The organism is Bosea sp. BIWAKO-01 (assembly GCF_001748145.1).
Taxonomy (GTDB): Bacteria; Pseudomonadota; Alphaproteobacteria; order Rhizobiales; family Beijerinckiaceae; genus Allobosea.
Map to the genome: position 1 here is coordinate 652493 of NZ_BCQA01000001.1, position 20862 is coordinate 673354.

A 20862-nucleotide genomic window follows, 5' to 3' on the forward strand; every position below is an offset into this window, starting at 1 on the left:
TGCGGCACCAGAAAGGCAGGTTAGGCCGATCCGCGCGGCATTGCATGAATGATCCCGCCGGGATTACATCCCGTTTGCGCATCTTCCTGCTCAGATATCGAATTCGAGGAGCATCTTATGCTCGATACGACAGACCGCCGTATGCTTGCCGTGCTGCAGGAGGACGGACGCATCACCAATCAGGACCTGTCGCAGAAGATCGGCCTGTCGCCGACGCCCTGCCTGCGCCGGCTGAAGCGACTGGAAGAGACGGGCGTGATCAAGGGCTATGCCGCGGTCGTCGACCCCAAGGCCTATGGCCTGCCCTTCAGCGTCTTTGTCTCGATCCGCCTGAGCCAACAGACCCAGGAGCATATCAGCGAGTTCGAGAAGGCGGTCGAGAGCTGGAACGAGGTCGCCGAGTGCTACCTGATGACCGGGTCCCAGGATTATCTGTTGCGGGTGCTGACGGACGGGATCGAGGGCTACGAGCGCTTCCTGAAGCAGAAGATCACGCGCCTGAAATGCATCCACTCGGTCGAATCCAATTTCGCCATGGCCACCATCAAGAAGCGCAACGGCCTGCCACCGCTCTGAGCCCTATCTGCCGCCGAACAGCGCCTGCGCCGCCGCATTCGCCATCTTGCCCTGCTCATGTCCGGCACCCGGCACGACGATTTCGCGCCATGGGCTGGCAACACCAAGGCGTTTCGCCTCCGCGGCTGCAACTCGCGTAAAGTTCTCCCCGCGCGCGAAGCGGTTGGGGCCTTGCGCCTCAGCGCCCCTGGACTTGTTGAGTTGCGGGTGGTTGGGGTCGATATCCTGGTCGCCCAGCATGATCAGCATCGGTTTGGCGAGGGCTGACTTCGTGCTCGCTTCGGTCGCCGGCGTGCCGTCGAGCGAATAGGGGTAGCTGAAGCCGCCGGCCGCCTCCTTGCCGACAGGCAAGGTGTAGTAGCCGGCATTGGCGGAGACCGCTGTCGAAAACCGCGCCTCCGGCATCAGGATCGCCATGCGGTGGACGAACTGCGCGCCGGCGGAATGGCCGAACAGCACATAGCCCGTGTCCCCGACACGACCACTCTTCAGCGCCCGGTCGTAGAAGCGCTCGATGACCGAGTAGACCCATTTCGCCTGGTCCGGCTCGCCCTGGATGCCGCCCTGCTGGTACAGGCGCGTCGGAAAACGCTCCTTGTCGAAATGCGGGGCGGCAATGATCAGACCGTGCCGGTCTGCCGCCTCGACCCAGGCGTCGCGCGCCGAGGCGGCATTGCGCAGCAATCCGTGCAGCGAGATCACCAGTGGGCAGCGCTTGTCGGCGCAGGCCTGCGGCACATAGGTCTCGATGTTGATGGTCTCGGTACCGGTGGGCGAAACGTCCTCATGCAGGACATGCGAGCGCCCAGCTTCCTGGAACGGGGTCAGGTCATGCGCTTGCCCGGCCAGAGGCATGAGCACAAGCAGGCAAGCGGCGCGCAACAACATTCGAGGCATCGGCGTCTCCCTGAAGGCAGCGCGATGCTGCCCCCAAGACGAGCCGCTCCGCAAGCCTCAGGAGCCCGTGCGGTCCATGGCGCGCCGCACCACCTGCGTGACTTCGCTGTCCGTCAGGAACAGATCATGCCTCAGCATGCTCCAGCCGCGGCCGGAGGTGTCGGCGACACGCACGCCCAGAGCCTCGAGCCGCGAGCGCTCTGCCGCGCCGGCCCGCGCCACGCCACCGGCGATGCGCGAGGATATGGCAAGCGCCCTGTCATCGGGGTCGATGATCAGGGTCATGCGCTGGGCAAGCGGACCCAGCCGCGAGACCGTCTGCTCGAACGCGTCGATGTCGATATCGGGCGATGCGAAGACGATCGAGCCGATCTGCGAGGAGACGTCCGCGGAGTCCCGCAGTTCGCGCAGGCCTTCCAGCGTCAGGAATGTGCCCATCGAATGCGCGACGATGTGGATGCGCCCCACGGTCGGGTTGGCGACGAGGGCGCGCAAGGCCTGGACGAAGCCCTCGCGCGACCAGAGCGCGCTCTCGCGGTCATAGCCGTAGTCGAAGAGCTTGCCGCCGGAGGGCCAGGTGAAGAGCGCGGTCCGCCCCTGGAACTTCAACGCATGCGAAAGCTGTCCGGCGCTGCGGGCGGCGGATTCGAATGTCTCGTTGTAGCCGTGGACATAGAGCAGCACGTCGCGCCCGGTCGCCGCCTCTCCGAAGGCGCGGGCCGCATTGGTCGAGGTCCGGTTGTTGACGCCGACGACGCGCCAGTCGCTGCCGACGGTCGCCGCGACAACGCCACGTCCCGGAGGGGAAAGCCGCGCTTCGGCGAAACTGAGGCCCGTGCCACGATCCGGCCCGAAGAACGGCTCGCGGTCCCCGAGAGACTTTCGCGTGGTCGCGACCAGGAGCACCGGCTCCCTGCCGAAGGGGGACGACTCCGCATGGGCCGTTTCCGAGAATGGCGAGATCGCCGCCTCTGTCTGCGCGCAGGCCGACAATGCGAGCGAAAGCAGCGCTGCAAGCGCAACGAAGCGACGGGAAGGGGCGTGCCGCACGGCGGACATGGGCGATCGAGAATTCCAGTGTTGCAGGAATGCGGGCGGAAATGGCCAGCTCGGCCTTAAGGCCAAGCTAACGCGGCCATAATGGGGCAACCCTGCAGCAATCTTCGTGCAAGGCTCGCGCGTGTCCCTGGCGCAACAGCCGTCCTATTGCTGGACAATCGCAGCGGGAGCCGTGACCACGAGCTCCAGCGTGCCGCCGACGGTTCCCACCACGCCGCCCGCGATATCGCCCAGGCGATCGCCGAAATGAGGCCCGCGCATCGCGATACCCCGGTCCGCCTGCAGCCGCTTACCGATCATCTGGACGACCTTGGGCGAGGCGGCGAACTTGCCGTGGTTGAGACTGTCGCTGGTCGAGACGTCGGACAGATCGATGACGTCGACCCCGGATTTCGCCAGCTCCGCGACCGTATCCTTGTCGCTTGCTGAGATCGCTCCCAGGCGCTTCTTGTCGCCGGCGAAGCGGCGCGAGACTTCGAGCGCCTTGTCGTCGGCCGAGACAAAGACCGTCACCGGCGTCTTGATCTCGCGCATCACCGTTTTGAACACATCGAGATCGACATCGGGCGCAGCCAACATGACGTCGCGCAGCTTTCCGCCGAAATTGCCGTCGCCGCGAATGGATGCCTGCCGCAGGGTTTCCAGCGTCAACTGCGTTCCCATGGAATGGGCGAGGATGTCGATGCGGCTCGGGCCGAGGTCCTTGGCGATCGCGCGCAGGTTCATCTCGAGGAAATCGCGGGAATAGAAGGCGCTTTCGCGGTCATAGGGGTAGGCCAGCAATTGCCCGCGCGACGGCCAGGTGAACAGCACCGGCACGCCCTTGAAATCCGAGTCATGGACGATCTGGGCGAAACGATAGGCCGCGTCGGCAAAGCTCGTGTTGTAGCCGTGAACGAAGACGAGGACCTCGCGCTCCTTTGGCGGTCTTGCCGCGATCTCGCGTCGGACGCGCGCGACAATGGGGGAGAGGTCGATCCGCTCCACCGAGGTCACCGCGAAATGCTCTGCCGGATTGGACTTGCCGTAGCTGCCGGGAAGCTCGAGCTCACCCGACTTGTGCGCCTTCGGCACCGAGATATCGATCTTGGCGAAGGAGAGGTGCTGCCCCCGCTCTCCGGTAAAATACTGCGGCTCCGCCCCCATCTCACGGGTCGAGGCCACGAAAATCCGCACGGTTCCGACAATATCGGCAGGCTTGACGCTGGTGAGCGACAGGTCTCTGGGCGGGCCGCCGCATGCCGCGAGGCCAAGCGGAGCCAGCAAGGCCAGCATAATCAATCGAACCCGGAACGCCGCACGCATCATGACCGATCTCGTCTCATTGACGTTGCGGATGTTCAAGAGGCTGGGATGACACAGTGATGACCGAACTCGCGGCTTGTCGCCCGAGGCAAAGGCTTGCTAGGTGCCTGTCATGGCTGACGTCTCCACCCTCGCCGATGCAATTCTCTCCGGTGAACGGGCGGCCCTGGCGCGTGGCATCACGCTTGTGGAATCCCGCCGGACCGATCATCGCAGGCAGGCCCATGCACTGATCCAGCAGTTGCTGCCGCACACCGGACAGTCGACCCGGGTCGGCATCACCGGCGTTCCCGGCGTCGGCAAATCGACCACCATCGATGCACTCGGCACCTACCTGACAGGGCTCGGTCACAAGGTCGCCGTGCTGGCGGTCGATCCATCCTCGACGCGGAGCGGCGGTTCGATCCTGGGCGACAAGACGCGGATGGCCCGCCTCGCCGTCGATCCCAACGCCTATATCCGCCCCTCCCCGTCTTCCGGCACGCTCGGTGGCGTCGCAGCCAAGACGCGCGAAACGATGCTGCTCTGCGAGGCCGCCGGCTTCGACGTCATCCTGGTCGAGACGGTGGGCGTCGGCCAGTCGGAGACCACGGTCGCCGATCTCACCGATTTCTTTCTCGTGCTGATGCTGCCCAATGCCGGCGACGAATTGCAGGGCATCAAGAAGGGCATCATCGAGCTCGCCGACATGATTGCCGTCAACAAGGCGGACGGCACTGGGGCCGTGGCGGCGAAGGCCGCAGCCGCGCAGTACCGCGCGGCCCTGCACATTCTCGCTCCCGTATCGAGCGTCTGGTCCACTCCGGTGGTGACGGTCTCGGGGCTGACAGGCGATGGGCTCGATGCGCTCTGGGCGAAGGTGGAGGATCATCGCCAGCGGATGGGTGCGGGGAATCTGATCCAGGAGAGGCGTCGCCAGCAGGACGTCAAATGGATGTGGGCGATGGTCGAAGACCGCCTGCGCGCCAGGCTCCGGCATGATCCCGTCCTCAAGGCACGCACCCCAGCGCTTGAAGCAGCCGTCGGGGCAGGCGAACTCAACCCGACGCTGGCGGCCGACGAGATCGCGCAGGCGCTCGGCCTTTGAAGTGAAGGATCGCGACCAACGATGTTGGTCGGCCGGCGCGCGGGCCTGAAACGGCACAACCAGGCCGGCACGCGGCTTGTACGCCTGCGGCGTCATGGAGGCCCTGATGGCGATTTCTCGACGTTCCCTGCTGGCTGCGACCGTTTTTGGGACAGCAGGATCCGTCGTTCCGGCAGCCGCGCAGCAGGCAGCGCGGAGCGAACCAGCGCGCGCGCTCGGTCAGCTCGGACTGGAGGCCACTCATTTCGGACTGCGCCCCGGCTCCGCCGACGATCAGTCGCGGCCACTCCAGACTGCGCTCGCGGAAGCAGCCAGGCGAGGCGCGCCCTTGCTGCTGCCGCCGGGGCGCTATCGCGTCTCCAACGTCATCCTGCCCGAGGGCTCACGGCTGGTCGGTGTCCCCGGCGCGACGCAGCTCGTCGCGGCGCAGGCAGGCCCGCTGCTCATCGCCCGCCGCATCAAGCGTACGGCGCTGACAGGGCTCAGTCTCGACGGGCTCGACATCCGCGCCAGCGAGCGAACCGGACTTGTGGCAGCCGAGGAGGTCCTGGAGTTCACCCTGAATGAATGCGAGTTCGCCAATGCGGGCTCGGTCGGCCTCGTCCTGACCCGAACAGCGGGGCGGATCCAGGCCAACAGGTTTCGCAGCGTGCGCGAATCGGCGCTGTTCTCGCTCGATTCGCGCGGGCTCTCGATCGAGGGCAACCAGATCGAGGATTGTGGCAATAACGGCATCCAGATCTGGCGCAGCCAGGCGGGGGACGATCAGTCACTCATTCGCGGCAACCGGATCAATCGCGTCCGTTCGGATTCGGGCGGCGACGGGCCCAATGGCAACGGCATCAGCCTGTTCCGCGCCGGCGGTGTCATCATCGAGAGCAACAGCCTGCGCGACTGCGCACTGACCTTCATCCGGAACAACTCCGGCTCAACCGTCCAGATCATCGGCAACCAGGGCAAGCGCTGTGGCGAGACCGCGCTCTATTCGGAATTCGCCTTCGAGGGCGCCATCATCAGCGGCAATCTGCTGGAGGATTGTGCCATGGGCATAAGCGTCACCAATCTCGATCATGGCGGGCGGCTTGCCGTCGTCGCCAACAACATCATCCGCAACGCCCAGAAGGGTTATGCCCCGAAAGGCAAGGAGCCGGTTGGGGGCATGGGCGTGCATGTCGAGGCGGAGGCCACCGTGACCGGCAATGTCGTGGAGAATGCCAGCGATGTCGGCATCTCGCTCGGCTGGTCCTGGGCCATGCGCAACCTCGTGGCCACCGGCAATATCGTCCGCAAGACCGGGATCGGCATCTCGGTCTCGCTGGTACCGAAGGAGCGCAACGCCCTGATCGCCAACAATGTCATTGCGGACGCGAAACTCGGTGCCGTCCTCGGCACCGAATACGGCAAGATCGTCACCGGCGACCTGACGCAAGGCGCCGACAAGCGGGCGACCGGCATCCGTGTCGAGAACAACGCGGTGAGCTGAAGCATCGCCCGAAGCGCGGATTGCGGCTCTCGGGACCGCCGATGCAAACCGGTGCGATAGGCTAGGCGCTCGCTGCCGCCCTCACCCGTCCGACCTCGATGCCGTTCCAGTTCTTCAGGACGCTTTCGCGCAGCGGCGCAAAGCTCGCCGCTTCCGTCTCGCTCATCGGCAGGAAGCGCGCGATCAGCGAGGCCATCACCACCTCGGCCGCACGCCCTGCCCCGTCATCGCATTTCAGCGCAATGCCGAGCCCGAGCTCCGGAATCGTGCCGCAATAGACGCCTTCAGCGCCTGTCTTGATGAAGATGCGCTCGCGCAGCAGTTCCATCGCGCGCGTGTCGAACCGGCCGGTTCCCGCCACCATGAAGGGATGAGCAGCGACCGCCTTGCGGATGCGCAGCGCGGCCTCGGCGCGCTTCGGTCCAAGCCCGTGGCCGGAGCCGAGACGGGCGAAGCCCAGCGCCAGCGAGGTCAGCGGCACCGCATAGGTCGGAATGGAGCAGCCGTCGGTGCCCATGAGATCGGCGGTGTGGGCAGCGCCCGTCACCTCCTCAAGCGCGCCGCGCACCGCCTTCTGCACGGCGTGGCCGGCCTTGACGTAGCCCGTGGGGTCCTCATCCAGGCCGCAGGACAGGCAGACGAAACCGGCATGCTTGCCCGAACAGTTGTTGTTGAGCGCGGTCGGCTCCTGGCCGGCCTTGGAGATGGCGCGCGCCGCGGCCTCGTTCATCGGCCAATGAGCGCCGCATTCGAGGCAACCGGCATCCCGACCGGCCTTCCTCAGCATGCCGAGCGAGGTTTCGGCGTGAGCCGGCTCGCCGGAATGCGAGGCGACGGCAAGCGCGATCTCGGCTTCGGTCAAACCGTAGCGGTCGGCGGCGCCGCTTTCGAAGAGCGGCAGGGCCTGGATCGCCTTCACCGCCGAGCGCGGGAACACCGGGCGCTCGACATCCCCCAGCGACAGCACCACCGCGCCGTCCGCATCGACCACGATTGCCGCGCCGCGATGGCGCGATTCGACGACGGCGCCGCGCATCACCTCGGCAAGAACGGGGTTTTCCATAACGATCTCCAGGCTCGCAGGGATGCCCTGCACAAGGCGCGGAGTCTTGTGGCGTTTGCGGCTCGACCTGTCAAAAGCCATGGCGCAGACTGGCGAGGTCTGCGATTCAGGGCGTGGTCCGCAAGCCGCAGAGCCGGAGAAGCCGAGCCAGTCATGTCGACGGATTACGAGACAGAATACAATAACCGTGCCCGCGTGCCGGAGCATCCCGGGATCATCGCCGGCTGGCAGGCGGACGCTGCCGCCTATCGCGCTGGCGCGGTCAGCGAACTCGGCATCGCCTATGGCCCGGGCGAGCGCCAGCATTACGACCTGTTCAAGCCCGAGGCGGTCAAGGGCGACGCCATCGTGCTCTTCATCCATGGCGGCTACTGGCAGGCGCTGGACCGCTCCTATTTCTCGCATATGGCGCGCGGTGTGAACCAGCTCGGCGTCCCCATGGCGGTCGCGGGCTATGATCTCTGCCCGCAGGTCGAGCTTGGCCACATCGTCTGGGAGCTGCAGCAGGCGGCCGCAGCCCTCTGGCGGCAGTTCAACCGGCCCATCGTGGCATCCGGCCATTCGGCGGGCGGGCATCTCGCCGCCTGCCTGCTTGCCACCGACTGGAAGAATGTCGACCCCGACCTGCCGGACCAGCTGGTGCCGGCGGCCTATGGCATCTCCGGCCTTTACAACCTGAAGCCCCTGACCGAGACCAGCATCAACAAGGCGCTCGGGCTCGACATGGAATCGGCCGAGCGGGAAAGCCCATTGTTCTGGCCGGCCCCCTCAGGATTGCTGATGGACGCGGTGGTCGGCGGGGCCGAGAGCGACGAATACCTGAAGCAGAGCCGCCGCATCACCGATGTCTGGGGCCTGGAAGGCGTCAGGACGCAGTATGGCGAGATCGACGGCGCGAACCATTTCACCGTCCTTGCCGATCTTCCCGACCCCGAAAGCGCAATGAGCAAGCGCCTCGCCGAACTCGCAGGCGCTTGATCTTCCGGCGCGAGGCTCTATCCAGAGGGACAGGATTTTCGGAGCGCGCGATGCAGACCTTCTTCGTCGAGATCAAATGCAAGCTCGGCAAGACCTATGAGGTCGCCAGCGAACTCGCCGATCGCGAGATCGCCTCGGAGATTTATTCGACCGCCGGCAATTACGACATCCTGGCCAAGTTCCACGTCGCCGCGGATGTCGATATCGGCCATTTCGTAGCGCAGAAGGTGCAATCGATCCCCGAGATCGCCGACACGCACACGATCATCACCTTCAAGGCGTTCTGAGGCCCTCAACCGTCCTCATCCTGCCACGCGCAGGCATGCTCCGGACTTACGAATCCGTGGAGAAGGAAATTCTCCACGCGGTGGCTGCTGGCCACGCCGGCACCAATCCGCCAAAATATCCACTGAACTCGGGAGGTTCTTTCAATGAGAAACGTCGCCACATTCGCCAGCCGCGCCGCCATAGCCGCGGCGCTGTCTCTGGTCGCGGGTGCCGCTGTCGCGCAGGAATTGCGCATCGGCATCTCGGCCGAGCCGAGCGCGATGGACCCGCACTATCACAACCTGACCCCCAACAACATGCTGGCCCGGCACATCTATGAGCCGCTGGTCGGCCAGGACGCCTCGCAGCGGCTGGTTCCCAGCCTCGCCGAAAGCTGGAAGGCGATCGACGACACGACCTGGGAGTTCAAGCTCCGCCAGAACGTCAAGTTCCATGACGGCTCGCCCTTCACCGCCGACGACGTGCTCGCGACCTTCCAGCGCGCGCCGAACGTGCCCAAGAGCCCATCGAGCTTCTCGGCCTATGTCCGCGGCAAGGAGATCAGCAAGGTCGACGACTACACGATCCGCATCAAGACCGCCGCGCCGGCGCCGCTGGTGCCGACCGATCTTTCGACCTTCGGCGTCATCTCCGCCAAGTGCAAGGACACCACCACTGAGGAATTCAACGCCGGCAAATGCGCGGCGGGCGGCACCGGCCCCTACAAACAGGCCGAGTTCGTCTCGGGCGACCGCGTCGTCATGACCGCCAATGACAGCTGGTGGGGCGGCAGCAAGGATCTCTGGAAGAAGGTGACGTTCCGCATCGTCACGTCGGCGCCCACCCGGGTCGCGGCCCTGCTGGCGGGCGATGTCGATATGATCGAAGCCGTGCCGACCTCCGATGTCGCCAAGCTCAAGGGCGACAAGAACCTGAACGTCGTCAGCCAGGTCTCGAACCGCGTGGTCTATTTCCACATGGACCATTTCCGCGACGTCTCGCCCTTCATCAAGGGCAAGGACGGCTCCGAGATCAAGAATCCGCTGAGGGATGTCCGCGTCCGCAAGGCGCTTTCGATGGCGATCAATCGGCCGGGCATCGTCGAGCGCATCATGGAGAAGGAGGCGATCCCCGCCGGCCAGCTCCTGCCCGATTCATTCTTCGGCACCTCCAAGAACCTGAAGCCGGTCGCTTTCGATCTCGCCGGCGCCAAGAAGCTGCTGGCCGAGGCCGGGTACCCGAACGGCTTCAAGATGAAGATGCACGGGCCGAACGGGCGCTACACCAACGACACCAAGATCATCGAGGCCGTCGCCCAGATGTTCGCGCGGCTCGGCATCGAGACCGAGGTCGAGACGCTGCCCCCGGCCAATTTCTTCACCCGCGCCTCGCAAGGCGCGCCGGGCAATGTGCCGGAATTCTCCTTCATTCTCGTCGGCTGGGCCGCCGGAACGGGTGAATCCTCGGACTCGCTCAAGGCGCTGCTTGCGACCTTCAACCCGCAGAAGGGCATGGGAGCGACCAATCGCGGCCGCTACTCCAACCCGGCCTTCGACGCCAAGGTCGAGGAAGGCCTGCGCACGGTCGACGACAAGAAGCGCGATGCCATCTTCGGCGAGGCGATGGAGATCGGCATGAATGATGTCGGGCTGATCCCGACACATTTCCAGCTCAACACCTGGGCTGCCCGCAAGGGCTTCAAGGTCGAGCCGCGCTCGGACGAGTACACGCTCGCGACCTCCGTCACGAAGCAGTGACGGCCCAGGCGGATTGACGTCGTTCCCGGGCTCTGGCCCGGGAACCACCTGCCGGTGACCGCTGGTCACGGAAGGGTCGGGCCAAACCCGGCCACGCTGTTTTGAGCGCTGCGTTCGCGCACTCCATCCTGCTCGCGAAGGAACCAACCCGATGGCTGCCTTCATCCTTCGTCGCCTGGCGCAGGCCCTCTTCGTCATTGGGGCGATGCTGGTCATCGTCTTCTTCGGCGTGAACGTCGTCGGCGACCCGATCTACATGCTCGTCTCGCCGGAGATGAACCAGGAGCAGATCGCCGAAACGGCCCGCTCGCTCGGCCTCGACCGGCCGATCTGGGAACAGTTCCTGATCTTCCTGAAGAATGCCATGCAAGGCGACCTCGGCCGCTCCTTCGTGCATGGCGAGTCGGCGATCAAGCTCATCCTGTCGCGCATGCCGGCGACGCTGGAGCTCGCCCTTGTCGCGCTTTTCATGGCGATCGTGATCGGGCTGCCGCTCGGCCTCTATGCGGGGCTGAAGCCGGAGAGCAAGGCGTCCCGCGCGATCATGGCGATCTCGATCCTCGGCTTCTCGCTGCCGACATTCTGGGTCGGGCTGATGCTGATCCTCGCCTTCGCCGTCGGATTGGGCTGGTTCCCCGCCACGGGCCGGGGCGAAACCGTCTCCGTCTTCGGCATCGAAACCTCGCTGCTCACGCTCGACGGCTGGCAGCATGTGGCCCTGCCGGCGCTGAACCTCGCACTGCTCAAGATCTCGCTTGTCATCCGCCTGGCACGGGCCGGGGCACGCGAGGCGGCCCTGATGGACTATGTCAAATTCGCCCGTGCCAAGGGCCTTTCGCAGAGCCGGATCATCGGCGTCCACATCCTGAAGAACATCATGATCCCGATCGTCACCGTGCTCGGCCTCGAATTCGGCTCGCTCGTCGCCTTTTCCGTGGTGACGGAGACGATCTTCGCCTGGCCCGGCATGGGCCGCCTCCTGCTGGAGGCGATCACCCGGCTCGATCGACCGGTCATCGTCGCCTATGTCATGGTTGTCGTCGTGCTGTTCGTGACGATCAACCTGCTGGTCGACCTCGTTTATTCCGCGCTCGATCCGCGCGTCCGCCTGACGGAGGCCAGCACGTGAGCGAGACCAGTCTGCCCACGGTCACGACGACCCCGACCGCGCCGGCCAGGGAAGAGACGCCGCTGCGGCGCTTCGTCCGCAGCTTCATCGAGGACCGCGTTGCGCTGATCGGTCTCCTGGTTTTCGCGACGATCGTGCTGCTGGCGCTCGTCGCGCCGCTGATCGCCCCGCAAAACCCCTATGACCTCGCTGCGGTCGACGTGATGGACTCCCGCCAGCCGCCAGGCGCCGTGGCCGGCGAAGGCTTTACGATGTGGCTGGGCTCCGACGGTGTCGGCCGCGATCTGCTCTCCGGCATTCTCTACGGCCTGCGCATTTCGCTGATGGTGGGGGCCTTCTCGGGGCTGATCGCCGCGACCGTCGGCATGACCGTCGGGCTGATCGCCGCCTATGCCGGCGGCAAGGTCGAGACCGTGATCATGCGGCTCGTCGACCTGCAATTGTCGCTCCCCTCGGTGCTCGTCGCGCTGATCCTGGTCGCCGCACTCGGCAAGGGCGTTGACAAGATCATCATTGCCCTCGTCATCGTGCAATGGGCCTATTACGCCCGCACGGTCCGCGGCTCCGCGCTGGTCGAGCGCCGCAAGGAATATGTCGAGGCGGCGCAGTCGCTCGGCCTCTCCCATGCGCGCACCGTCTTCCGCCATATCCTGCCCAACTGCCTCGCCCCGGTCATCGTGATCGCGACCGTGCAGACCGCGCATGCGATCTCGCTGGAGGCAACGCTTTCGTTCCTCGGAGTCGGCCTGCCACAGACGGAGCCCTCGCTCGGCGTGCTGATCGCCAACGGCTTCCAGTACATGATCTCGGGCAGCTACTGGATCTCGGTCTTCCCCGGGCTCGCCCTGCTCATGACCATCGTCTCGATCAACCTGGTCGGCGACAGGTTGCGCGACGTGCTGAACCCGCGCCTGGAGAAGTGAAGCCATGAGCGATCACGTGCTCCAGGTCAGCGATCTCAAGACCCATTTCTTCACCCGCGCCGGTACCGTGAAGTCGGTCGACGGCGTCTCTTTCCATGTCCGTCGCGGGGAAGTGCTCGGCCTGGTCGGCGAATCCGGCTCCGGCAAATCGGTCACCGGCTTCTCGATCATGGGGCTGATCGATCCCCCCGGCCGCATTGTCGAGGGCTCGATCAAGCTCAACGGCAAGGAGCTCGTCGGTCTCGGGGAAGACGAATTCCGGAAGGTCCGCGGTCGCGAGGTCGCGATGATCTTCCAGGATCCGATGATGACGCTGAACCCGGTCCTGCGCATTGACACGCAAATGATCGAAGCCGTCACCGCCCATGACAAGGTCTCGCACAAGGCAGCGCGGGCCCGCGCCCGGGATGCCCTCGCCAAGGTCGGCATCCCCTCGCCCGAGGAGCGGTTGAATGCCTATCCGCACCAGTTCTCGGGCGGCATGCGCCAGCGTGTCGCAATCGCGATCGCGCTGCTGCATCGTCCGCCGCTGATCATTTGCGACGAGCCGACGACCGCGCTCGACGTCACCATCCAGAGCCAGATCCTTGCCGAGATGCAATCGCTCTGTGCCGAAACCGGGACTGCCCTGGTCTGGATCACCCATGACCTCGGCGTCGTCGCCGGGCTCGCCGACCGGATCGCGGTGATGTATGCCGGCCGCATCGTCGAGGCGGGCGCGGTCGATCCCGTGCTCGACACGCCCTTACACCCCTACACCGCAGGCCTGCTCGGCTCGCTGCCGAGCGAGGGCGAACCAGGTGAGATGCTGCGCCAGATCAGGGGCTCGACGCCTTCGCTCGCTCGCCTGCCGCAAGGATGCGCCTTTGCCCCGCGCTGCGACTACGCGCAGGGCGACTGCCTCACGATCGCGCCTGCCACGACGGCTTTCCCAGGAGAGCGCGGCGTGCGCTGTCATCATCCCCTGAGCGGAACCGGGGTTGCGGCATGAACGATACACCGATCCTCACCCTCGAAAGCGTCTCGAAGCGCTTCGCCAAACCGCTCGACGCAGCCGCGAAATTCGCGAACTGGTTCGGCGCCGGCAATACCGAAGAGGTTGTGCACGCGGTCGACAGCGTCGATCTCTCGATCCGGGCCGGCGAGGTCGTCGGGCTGGTCGGCGAATCCGGCTGCGGCAAATCAACGCTCGGACGGGTCGTCGCGGGGATTCACAAGGCGAGCGCCGGCCGCGTGAGCTGGCGCGGGCGCTATACCGACGAGATGGGCACCGAGGAGCGCCACGCTGCGACACTGGCCATCCAGATGATCTTCCAGGACCCGATGTCCTCGCTCAACCCGCGCATGCGGGTCAGCGACATCGTCGGCGAAGCGCCCGTGGTGCACGGGCTGACGACACGCGCCGGCCAGGCGGATTATGTCGACGATATTCTCAATCGCGTCGGCCTCGACCCGACCTACAAACGGCGCTATCCGCACCAGTTCTCGGGCGGCCAACGTGCCCGCATCGGCATCGCGAGAGCGCTGGCGGTGAAGCCGGAGTTTCTCGTCTGCGACGAAAGCGTGGCTGCTCTCGATGTCTCGATTCAGGCCCAGGTCCTGAATCTTTTCATGAAGCTGCGCGACGAACTCAACCTGACCTACCTCTTCATCAGCCACGACCTCGGCGTCGTCCGGCACCTCTCGGACCGGGTCGTGATCATGTATCTCGGCCGTGTCGTCGAGGCCGCGCCCGCCGCCGCCCTCTTCAAGGGGCCGCAACACCCCTATGCCCAGGCGCTGCTCGCCAATGTGCCGACGATCACGGCTCGCAAGAAGCGTTTTGCGCCCGTCAGCGGCGAGATCCCCTCGCCGCTTCATCCGCCGTCAGGCTGCCATTTCCACCCGCGCTGTCCGCATGCCGGGCCGCGCTGCAAGGCGGAGCGGCCGGCGCTGAAAACGATCGCGTCCGGCCATGTCGCGGCCTGTCACTTGCATGACGGCGGTGTCGGAGCGATGGCGGCCTGAAGCGATCCTGTCGTTTCGGTTGAATGATTGTTGCCCCCGGCACGCTTGACGGCACCGCGTTTCCGGGCGACCTCCAAGCTGATTTGGCCTTGGGCCGTGGAGCCAGGAACGCAGGACGATGAAAAGCACCTTGTCGACGGATCTTCGCTCGGGCGCGCTCGTCTACCACCGCCTGCCCCGGCCCGGTAAGCTCGAGATCCAGGCAACGAAGCCTCTCGGCAACCAGCGCGACCTGGCGCTCGCCTATTCTCCCGGCGTGGCTGCCGCCTGCGAGGCGATCGTCGACGACCCGGCGGAAGCCGCCGAACTGACCTCGCGCCAGAACCTCGTCGCCGTCATCACCAACGGCACAGCCGTTCTCGGCCTCGGCGATATCGGACCGCTCGCCTCCAAGCCCGTGATGGAGGGCAAGGCGGTCCTGTTCAAGAAGTTTGCCGGGATCGACTGCTTCGACATCGAGGTCGACCAGAAGAACATCGAGAAATTCGTCGATGTCGTCGCGGCGCTGGAACCAACCTTCGGCGGCATCAACCTCGAGGACATCAAGGGTCCTGAATGCTTCGAGATCGAGGAGCAGCTCAAGGCCCGGATGAACATCCCGGTCTTCCATGACGACCAGCACGGCACCGCGATCATCGTCAGCGCCGCGATCCTGAACGGGCTCGATCTCGCGGGAAAGCAGATCGGCGACGTCAAGATCGTCGTCTCCGGCGCCGGCGCAGCCGCCCTTGCCTGCCTCAACCTGCTGGTTGAGCTCGGGGCCAGGCGCCAGAATATCTGGGTCACCGACCTTGAAGGCGTGGTCCACAAGGGCCGCAACACGCTGATGGACCGCTGGAAGGAGGTCTATGCGCAGGAGACAGATGCGCGGACGCTCAGCGACGTGATCGGCGACGCCGATGTCTTCCTCGGCCTGTCTGCCGCCGGCGTCCTGAAGCCCGAGATGGCCAAGCGCATGGCGGCGAGTCCGCTGATCCTGGCGCTGGCCAACCCGAACCCGGAGATTACGCCGGAGGATGCGCTTGCGGCACGTCCTGACGCGATGATCTGCACCGGCCGCTCGGACTATCCGAACCAGGTCAACAACGTCCTGTGCTTCCCCTACATCTTCCGTGGCGCGCTCGATGTGCACGCCACGACGATCAACGAAGCGATGAAGCTGGCCGCGGTGCGCGCCATTGCATCGCTGGCGCGGGAGGCCACGTCCGACATCGCGGCGCGCGCCTATGGCGGCGAGTCGCAGACATTCGGCGCGACCTCGCTGATCCCGAACCCGTTCGATCCGCGCCTGATCCTGCGCATTGCACCGGCGGTCGCGCAGGCCGCGATGGATACCGGCGTCGCACGCAAGCCCCTCGCCGATATCGAGGCCTATCGCGAGGACCTGTCACGCTTCGTCTTCCGTTCCGGCTTCATCATGAAGCCGCTCTTTGCGCAGGCGAAGGCCGACCCCAAGCGCGTCATCTACGCCGAGGGCGAGGATGAGCGCGTGCTGCGCGCCGCTCAGGTGGCGCTCGAGGAAGGCATGGCCGTGCCGATCCTGATCGGCCGCCCGAGCGTCATCGAAACCCGGGTGAAACGCTTCGGCCTGACGATCCGGCCAGGCATCGATTGCGAGGTGATCAACCCCGAGGATGATCCGCGCTATCGCGACTACGTGCAGACCTATCTCGAAATCGCCGGCCGGCGCGGTATCACGCCGGAGGCCGCACGCGTGCTGGTGCGCACCAACAACACGGTGATCGCGGCACTCGCGGTGATGCGCGGCGAGGCCGATGCGATGATCACGGGCCTGGAAGGGCGCTTCCTGTCGCGGCTGCGGCACATCAAGGACATCATCGGGCTTGCGCCCGGCGCACGCGACATCTCGGCGATGACGCTGATCATCACCAACAAGGGCGCCTTCTTCCTGGCCGACACCCATGTGAAGCATGATCCGACCGCCGAGGAGATCGCCGACATGGCGGTGATCGCGGCGAGCCATGTCGCGCGCTTCGGCATCACACCCAAGATCGCCCTGCTCTCGCACTCGGATTTCGGCGCGGCCGACACCCCCTCCTCGCTGAAGATGCGCAAGGCGGTCTGCCTGATCCGCGAGCGGGCGCCGGAGCTCGAATGCGACGGTGAAATGGAGGCCGACACCGCCCTGCTGCCGATGGTGCGCGAGCGGGTGCTGCCCTCGTCGCATCTCAAGGGCGTCGCCAATGTGCTGATCTTCCCGAATCTCGACGCCGCCAACATCGCCTACCAGTTCGCCAAGGTGCTGGCGGATGCGCTCCCGGTCGGCCCGATCCTGATCGGAGCGGCCAAGCCGGTGCATATCCTGACCGGTTCGGTGACGGCACGCGGCGTCGTCAACATGACGGCCGTGGCCGTGGTCGAGGCGCAGGAACGCGCCGCGGCTTCGCCGGCCTAGCCAAGAGGCGTTGCAGCGGCGCCGTTTCCTGCCATTCTGCCGTGCTCTGACGGAACGGGATTGCGGGGAACAGGCCATGCGCATCATTAGGGTGCTGCTGCGGCTCGCGGCTTTCATGCTTCCGATCCTGGCCGCTGCAGCGGCCAGCGCGCAGGAGCCCCTGCGCGAGGAGAACACATTCCTCCGGATCAAGCTCGACGGGCGTGACGTCAGGCTCGAGGCGCTGATCGTCAGGCCGGAGCGTGCGCAGGGCCGCCTTCCGCTGGCGCTGATCACCCATGGCAAATCCTCGAGCAGTGTCAGCATGGGGGATTTGCGGGCGGCGTCCTACGCTACCGTCGCCCGTGATTTTGCCCGGCGTGGCTGGCTCGCAGCGGTGGTCATGCGCCGTGGTTTCGGCCAGTCGGATGGGCCCTTCCCGGCCTCGACCACCTGCGCCGATCTCGATTTCACCAGCCGGTTCGAGGCGGATGCCGGCGAACTCGAGGCCGCCCTGCGGACGCTGCAGCAGCGCGACGATGTCGACCCGACGCGCGCCATTGCAGTTGGAGAATCGGCGGGAGGCGCAGCGGTTCTGGCACTCGCCCAGCATAAACCAGCCGGCTTGCGTGGCATCGTCAATGTCGCAGGCGGCCTGAATATCGACAACTGCATCGACAAGGCGCGCGATGCGCTGGTCGGCATCGTCAAGGGTTGGCAAGTGCCCGGTGCGCCGCCACAACTTTGGATTTACGCAAAGAACGACGAGCTCTTTCCGCCCGCGCTCGTCGACCGGATGCGCGGCGCTGCACGCGACGCCGGTGGCGATATCCGCTTCGTCGAGCTGCCCGAAATCAGGCCCAACGGCCACTTGATCTTTCGTCACGGGCAGGCCCGCTTCTTCTGGCTCCGCGAGGTGGACGCCTCGTTGCGCGCCTGGAAGCTGCCGACCTGGTCGCCCGCGCAAGCAAAGGACCTGTTCGCCAAGCTAGGCCTGACGGCGCGCGCCGCCGCATTCGAGCAGTATTTTGCTGCACCCGGCGAGAAGGCAATGGCGCTCAGCCGGTCACGCAAGCATTTCCGCTACACCTTCGGCTCCCAGACGCTCGACCGCGCCAGGGAAGCGACGCTGAACGATTGTGCCAAGGCCGCTGGCGATTGCGTGATCGCCTTCGAGAACGACACGTTCATGCTGCCCTCCGGCGGTGCCCCGTAAACGAAACGGGGATCAGGATCTTTTCCTGCCTGCAAGTTTTTTTCCTGCTTGACAGCGCGCAAGCAGCGCGCTCTACTCTCCCGGTCATGTCAGGAACAGGCAGGAAGACCTGCCCTCAGGGGAGTTTCGTCATGTTCAGGATCACGCGCCGCGCGGCGCCGCTCGCCTTTGCCGCGGTTCTGGCGCTCGCCACTACCACGGCTGCGCAGGCCCAGGTCACCTTCCATCGCGGCAACGACTCCGATCCCGAGACGCTCGACGCGCACAAGACATCGACCGTGTCGGAAGCCCATCTGCTGCGTGATCTCTCCGAAGGGCTCGTCATCCACCACATCAACGGCACCGTCGTGCCCGGCGTGGCCGAAAGCTGGACGATCAGCCCGGACGGCAAGACCTATACGTTCAAGCTGCGCCCCAATGCGAAATGGTCGAACGGGGACGCGGTCAAGGCCTCGGATTTCGTCTTCTCGCTGCGGCGGATGGTCAACCCCGAGACGGGAGCGAAGTACGCCAATATCCTCTACCCGATCCTGAATGCGGAGAAGATCAACAAGAGCGACGGGGGCGCGAAGCTTGCCGATCTCGGGGTGACGGCCATCGACGACAGGACGCTCGAGATCAAGCTGGAGCGATCGACCCCCTATTTTCTCGAGTTGCTGACGCACCAGACCGGACTTCCGGTCCATCCGGCCTCCGTCGAGAAATTCGGTAGCGATTTCGTCAAGCCGGAGAACTGGGTTTCGAACGGCGCCTATGTGCTCAAGGAGTTCGTGCCGAACTCCCATATCAAGCTTGAAAAGAACAAGGCCTTCCACGACGCGGCCAACGTCAAGATCGATACGGTGATCTATTATCCGTCGCCGGATCTCGCCGCCGCCGCCCGGCGCTTCCAGGCCGGCGAACTGCATATGACGACCGACATTCCTGCCGACCAGATCAAGCAGCTGCGCGAAAAACTGGGCGATCAGGTCAAGATCGCGCCCTATCTCGGCACCTATTTCCTCATCATCAACAGCTCGAAGAAGCCCTTCGACGATGTCCGCGTCCGCCAGGCCCTGTCCATGGTGCTCGACCGTGAGTTCATCGCCGACGAGATCTGGGGCGGCACGATGCTGCCGGCCTATGGCGTCATTCCGCCGAATATCGGAAATTACGGCACGGCCGCCGAAGCCGACTTCAAGAACGCCTCGCCGCTCGACCGCGAGGAGAAGGCCAAGCAGCTGCTCAAGGATGCGGGCTTCGGACCCGGCACGCCCTTGAAGATACAGCTCCGCTACAACACGACCGACAATAACCGACGCACCGTCATCGCCATCGCCGAGCAGTGGAAGGCGCTCGGCGTCGAGACCAGCTTCATCAACACCGACGGCAAGACCCATTTCGCCTTTTTGCGTGATGGTGGCGATTTCGACATCGCCCGCTATGGCTGGATCGGCGATTTTTCGGACCCACAGAACTTCCTGTTCCTATTCCTCAGCGACAACAAGGGGTTCAATTCCGGCAAGTACAACAATCCGACCTTCGATGGCTTGCTTGCCAAGGCAGCCGACGAGATCGACCTGACCAAGCGCGCCGCGATCCTGCGCGAGGCCGACGCGATCCTCGCTGCCGAGGTGCCGTGGATCCCGGTGATGTTCTATTCGTCGAAGAACCTGGTCTCGCCCAAGCTCGTCGGCTTCCAGCAAAATCTCCGCGGCGCACTGCCGACACGCTTCATGAGCCTGAAGCCGTAAGAAACCCGCGCTTCGTGACCGGGCCTGGCCCGGTCACGACACCGCAGACGGCCCGGTTCATTCAGAATGCTCTCCTTCATCCTGCGTCGCCTCGCCATCGCGATCCCGACCCTGTTCGTGATCGTGACGATTTCCTTCTTCCTGATGCGCGTCGCACCGGGCGGGCCGTTCGACCTCGAACAGCCGCTGGAAGCAAAGGTGATGGAGAACCTGCGCAGGATCTATCAGCTCGATCGCCCTCTCTATCAGCAGTATCTGACCTATCTCGCAGCATTGATCAGGGGTGATTTCGGCCCTTCCTTCTACTTCCGCGACTTCTCCATCGCCGAACTCTTCGCGCAGGGGCTGCCGGTCTCGATGCGGCTGGGAGCATCGGCGCTCGCTCTTGCCCTGCTGATCGGCGGCCCGCTCGGCGTGCTCGCAGCCTTCCGCCAGAACGCGCATGCCGACCATGCGGTGATGGGTTTTGCCACGGCCGGCATCACCATTCCCAATTTCGTGGTCGCGCCCGTGCTGCAGATCGTCTTCGGGCTGATGCTGGCCTGGTTGCCGGTCGGCGGCTGGAATGGCGGTGCTGCCCGCAACACCATCCTACCAATCGTGACGCTGGCGCTGCCGCAGATCGCGGTGATCGCGCGGATGACCCGCGCGGCGATGATCGAGACCCTGCGCGCCAACCATATCCGCACCTTGCGGGCACAAGGGCTTTCCAGCGTGACGGTCGCGCTGCATGCCCTGCGTGGCGCGGCCTTGCCCGTCGTCTCCTATCTCGGTCCGGCCGCCGCGGCCTTGCTGACGGGCTCGGTCGTGGTCGAGAGCATCTTCGCCGTTCCCGGCATCGGCCGCTATTTCGTCGAGGGCGCGCTCAACCGCGACTACACCCTGGTGATGGGCACGGTCGTCGTCGTCGCGATCTTCGTGCTGGTCTTCAATCTCGTCGTCGATGTCCTCTATGCGCTGCTCGATCCGCGCGTCAGGCTGGAGTGA

At 65.3% G+C, this 20862-nt stretch carries 18 protein-coding genes; 14 read left to right on the forward strand and 4 right to left on the reverse strand.

All coding sequences use genetic code 11. The features are described from left to right. Positions 1-117: 117 nt before the first annotated feature. A complete protein-coding gene (locus BIWAKO_RS03010) occupies positions 118-576 on the forward strand; it encodes an Lrp/AsnC family transcriptional regulator (RefSeq protein ID WP_069877283.1) in 459 nt (152 codons plus the stop codon). 3 nt (positions 577-579) lie between these two features. On the opposite strand, the gene BIWAKO_RS03015 is transcribed toward BIWAKO_RS03010, so the two are convergent. The 3 genes from BIWAKO_RS03015 to BIWAKO_RS03025 all read right to left on the reverse strand — a co-directional run bounded on the left by BIWAKO_RS03015 (position 580) and on the right by BIWAKO_RS03025 (position 3840). Further along, on the reverse strand, positions 580-1473 hold the full coding sequence (locus tag BIWAKO_RS03015) for an alpha/beta hydrolase family protein (protein WP_141739963.1): 894 nt from the start codon (positions 1471-1473) through the stop codon (positions 580-582). A 57-nt stretch (positions 1474-1530) separates the two neighbouring features. After that, positions 1531-2532, reverse strand: coding sequence for an alpha/beta hydrolase (locus BIWAKO_RS03020; protein ID WP_069877285.1), 1002 nt, complete (start codon positions 2530-2532; stop codon positions 1531-1533). Between the two features lie 144 nt (positions 2533-2676). Further along, positions 2677-3840 (reverse strand): alpha/beta hydrolase, encoded by a 1164-nt coding sequence (locus BIWAKO_RS03025; RefSeq protein ID WP_141739964.1) that lies wholly within the window; start codon positions 3838-3840, stop codon positions 2677-2679. 109 nt (positions 3841-3949) lie between these two features. On the opposite strand from BIWAKO_RS03025, the gene meaB reads away from it, so the two are divergent. Together meaB and BIWAKO_RS03035 are read left to right on the forward strand one after the other, a co-directional pair. Further along, entirely contained in the window at positions 3950-4924 is a 975-nt protein-coding gene (gene meaB / locus BIWAKO_RS03030; protein ID WP_069877286.1) for a methylmalonyl Co-A mutase-associated GTPase MeaB, read from the forward strand. Positions 4925-5030: 106 nt separating this feature from the next. Next, positions 5031-6407, forward strand: a complete 1377-nt coding sequence (locus BIWAKO_RS03035) for a TIGR03808 family TAT-translocated repetitive protein (RefSeq protein ID WP_069882115.1) — start codon at positions 5031-5033, stop codon at positions 6405-6407. A gap of 61 nt (positions 6408-6468) precedes the next feature. Here BIWAKO_RS03035 and BIWAKO_RS03040 read toward each other — a convergent pair whose 3' ends face one another. Then, a complete protein-coding gene (locus BIWAKO_RS03040; RefSeq protein ID WP_069882116.1) occupies positions 6469-7470 on the reverse strand; it encodes an asparaginase in 1002 nt (333 codons plus the stop codon). A 153-nt stretch (positions 7471-7623) separates the two neighbouring features. Between BIWAKO_RS03040 and BIWAKO_RS03045 the strand changes: the two genes are divergently transcribed. The 11 genes from BIWAKO_RS03045 (at position 7624) to BIWAKO_RS03095 (ending at position 20862) form a co-directional block, all read left to right on the forward strand. Further along, positions 7624-8448: an alpha/beta hydrolase gene (locus tag BIWAKO_RS03045; protein WP_069877287.1), complete on the forward strand. Its 825-nt coding sequence runs from the start codon at positions 7624-7626 to the stop codon at positions 8446-8448. Positions 8449-8498: 50 nt separating this feature from the next. Then, on the forward strand, positions 8499-8735 hold the full coding sequence (locus BIWAKO_RS03050) for an Lrp/AsnC ligand binding domain-containing protein (RefSeq protein WP_038361355.1): 237 nt from the start codon (positions 8499-8501) through the stop codon (positions 8733-8735). A 144-nt stretch (positions 8736-8879) separates the two neighbouring features. Further along, positions 8880-10472, forward strand: a complete 1593-nt coding sequence (locus BIWAKO_RS03055; RefSeq protein WP_069877288.1) for an ABC transporter substrate-binding protein — start codon at positions 8880-8882, stop codon at positions 10470-10472. Positions 10473-10623: 151 nt separating this feature from the next. Beyond that, complete coding sequence (locus tag BIWAKO_RS03060) at positions 10624-11601, forward strand: ABC transporter permease (protein ID WP_069877289.1); 978 nt, start codon at positions 10624-10626, stop codon at positions 11599-11601. Next, positions 11598-12524, forward strand: a complete 927-nt coding sequence (locus BIWAKO_RS03065) for an ABC transporter permease (RefSeq protein ID WP_069877290.1) — start codon at positions 11598-11600, stop codon at positions 12522-12524. Before BIWAKO_RS03060 ends, BIWAKO_RS03065 begins: the two co-directional genes overlap by 4 nt. 4 nt (positions 12525-12528) lie before the next feature. Next, positions 12529-13515, forward strand: a complete 987-nt coding sequence (locus tag BIWAKO_RS03070) for an ABC transporter ATP-binding protein (RefSeq protein ID WP_069877291.1) — start codon at positions 12529-12531, stop codon at positions 13513-13515. Further along, entirely contained in the window at positions 13512-14531 is a 1020-nt protein-coding gene (locus tag BIWAKO_RS03075) for an ABC transporter ATP-binding protein (protein WP_084651134.1), read from the forward strand. The genes BIWAKO_RS03070 and BIWAKO_RS03075 overlap by 4 nt, the downstream gene beginning before the upstream one ends. 118 nt (positions 14532-14649) lie before the next feature. After that, entirely contained in the window at positions 14650-16947 is a 2298-nt protein-coding gene (locus BIWAKO_RS03080) for an NADP-dependent malic enzyme (RefSeq protein ID WP_069877292.1), read from the forward strand. Positions 16948-17023: 76 nt separating this feature from the next. Continuing rightward, positions 17024-18142 carry a dienelactone hydrolase family protein gene (locus tag BIWAKO_RS03085; RefSeq protein ID WP_069877293.1) on the forward strand — a complete coding sequence of 373 codons (1119 nt, stop codon included), beginning with the start codon at positions 17024-17026 and terminating at the stop codon, positions 18140-18142. A 131-nt stretch (positions 18143-18273) separates the two neighbouring features. Continuing rightward, positions 18274-19875, forward strand: coding sequence for a peptide ABC transporter substrate-binding protein (locus BIWAKO_RS03090; protein ID WP_069877294.1), 1602 nt, complete (start codon positions 18274-18276; stop codon positions 19873-19875). A 66-nt stretch (positions 19876-19941) separates the two neighbouring features. Beyond that, on the forward strand, positions 19942-20862 hold the full coding sequence (locus BIWAKO_RS03095) for an ABC transporter permease subunit (protein ID WP_069877295.1): 921 nt from the start codon (positions 19942-19944) through the stop codon (positions 20860-20862).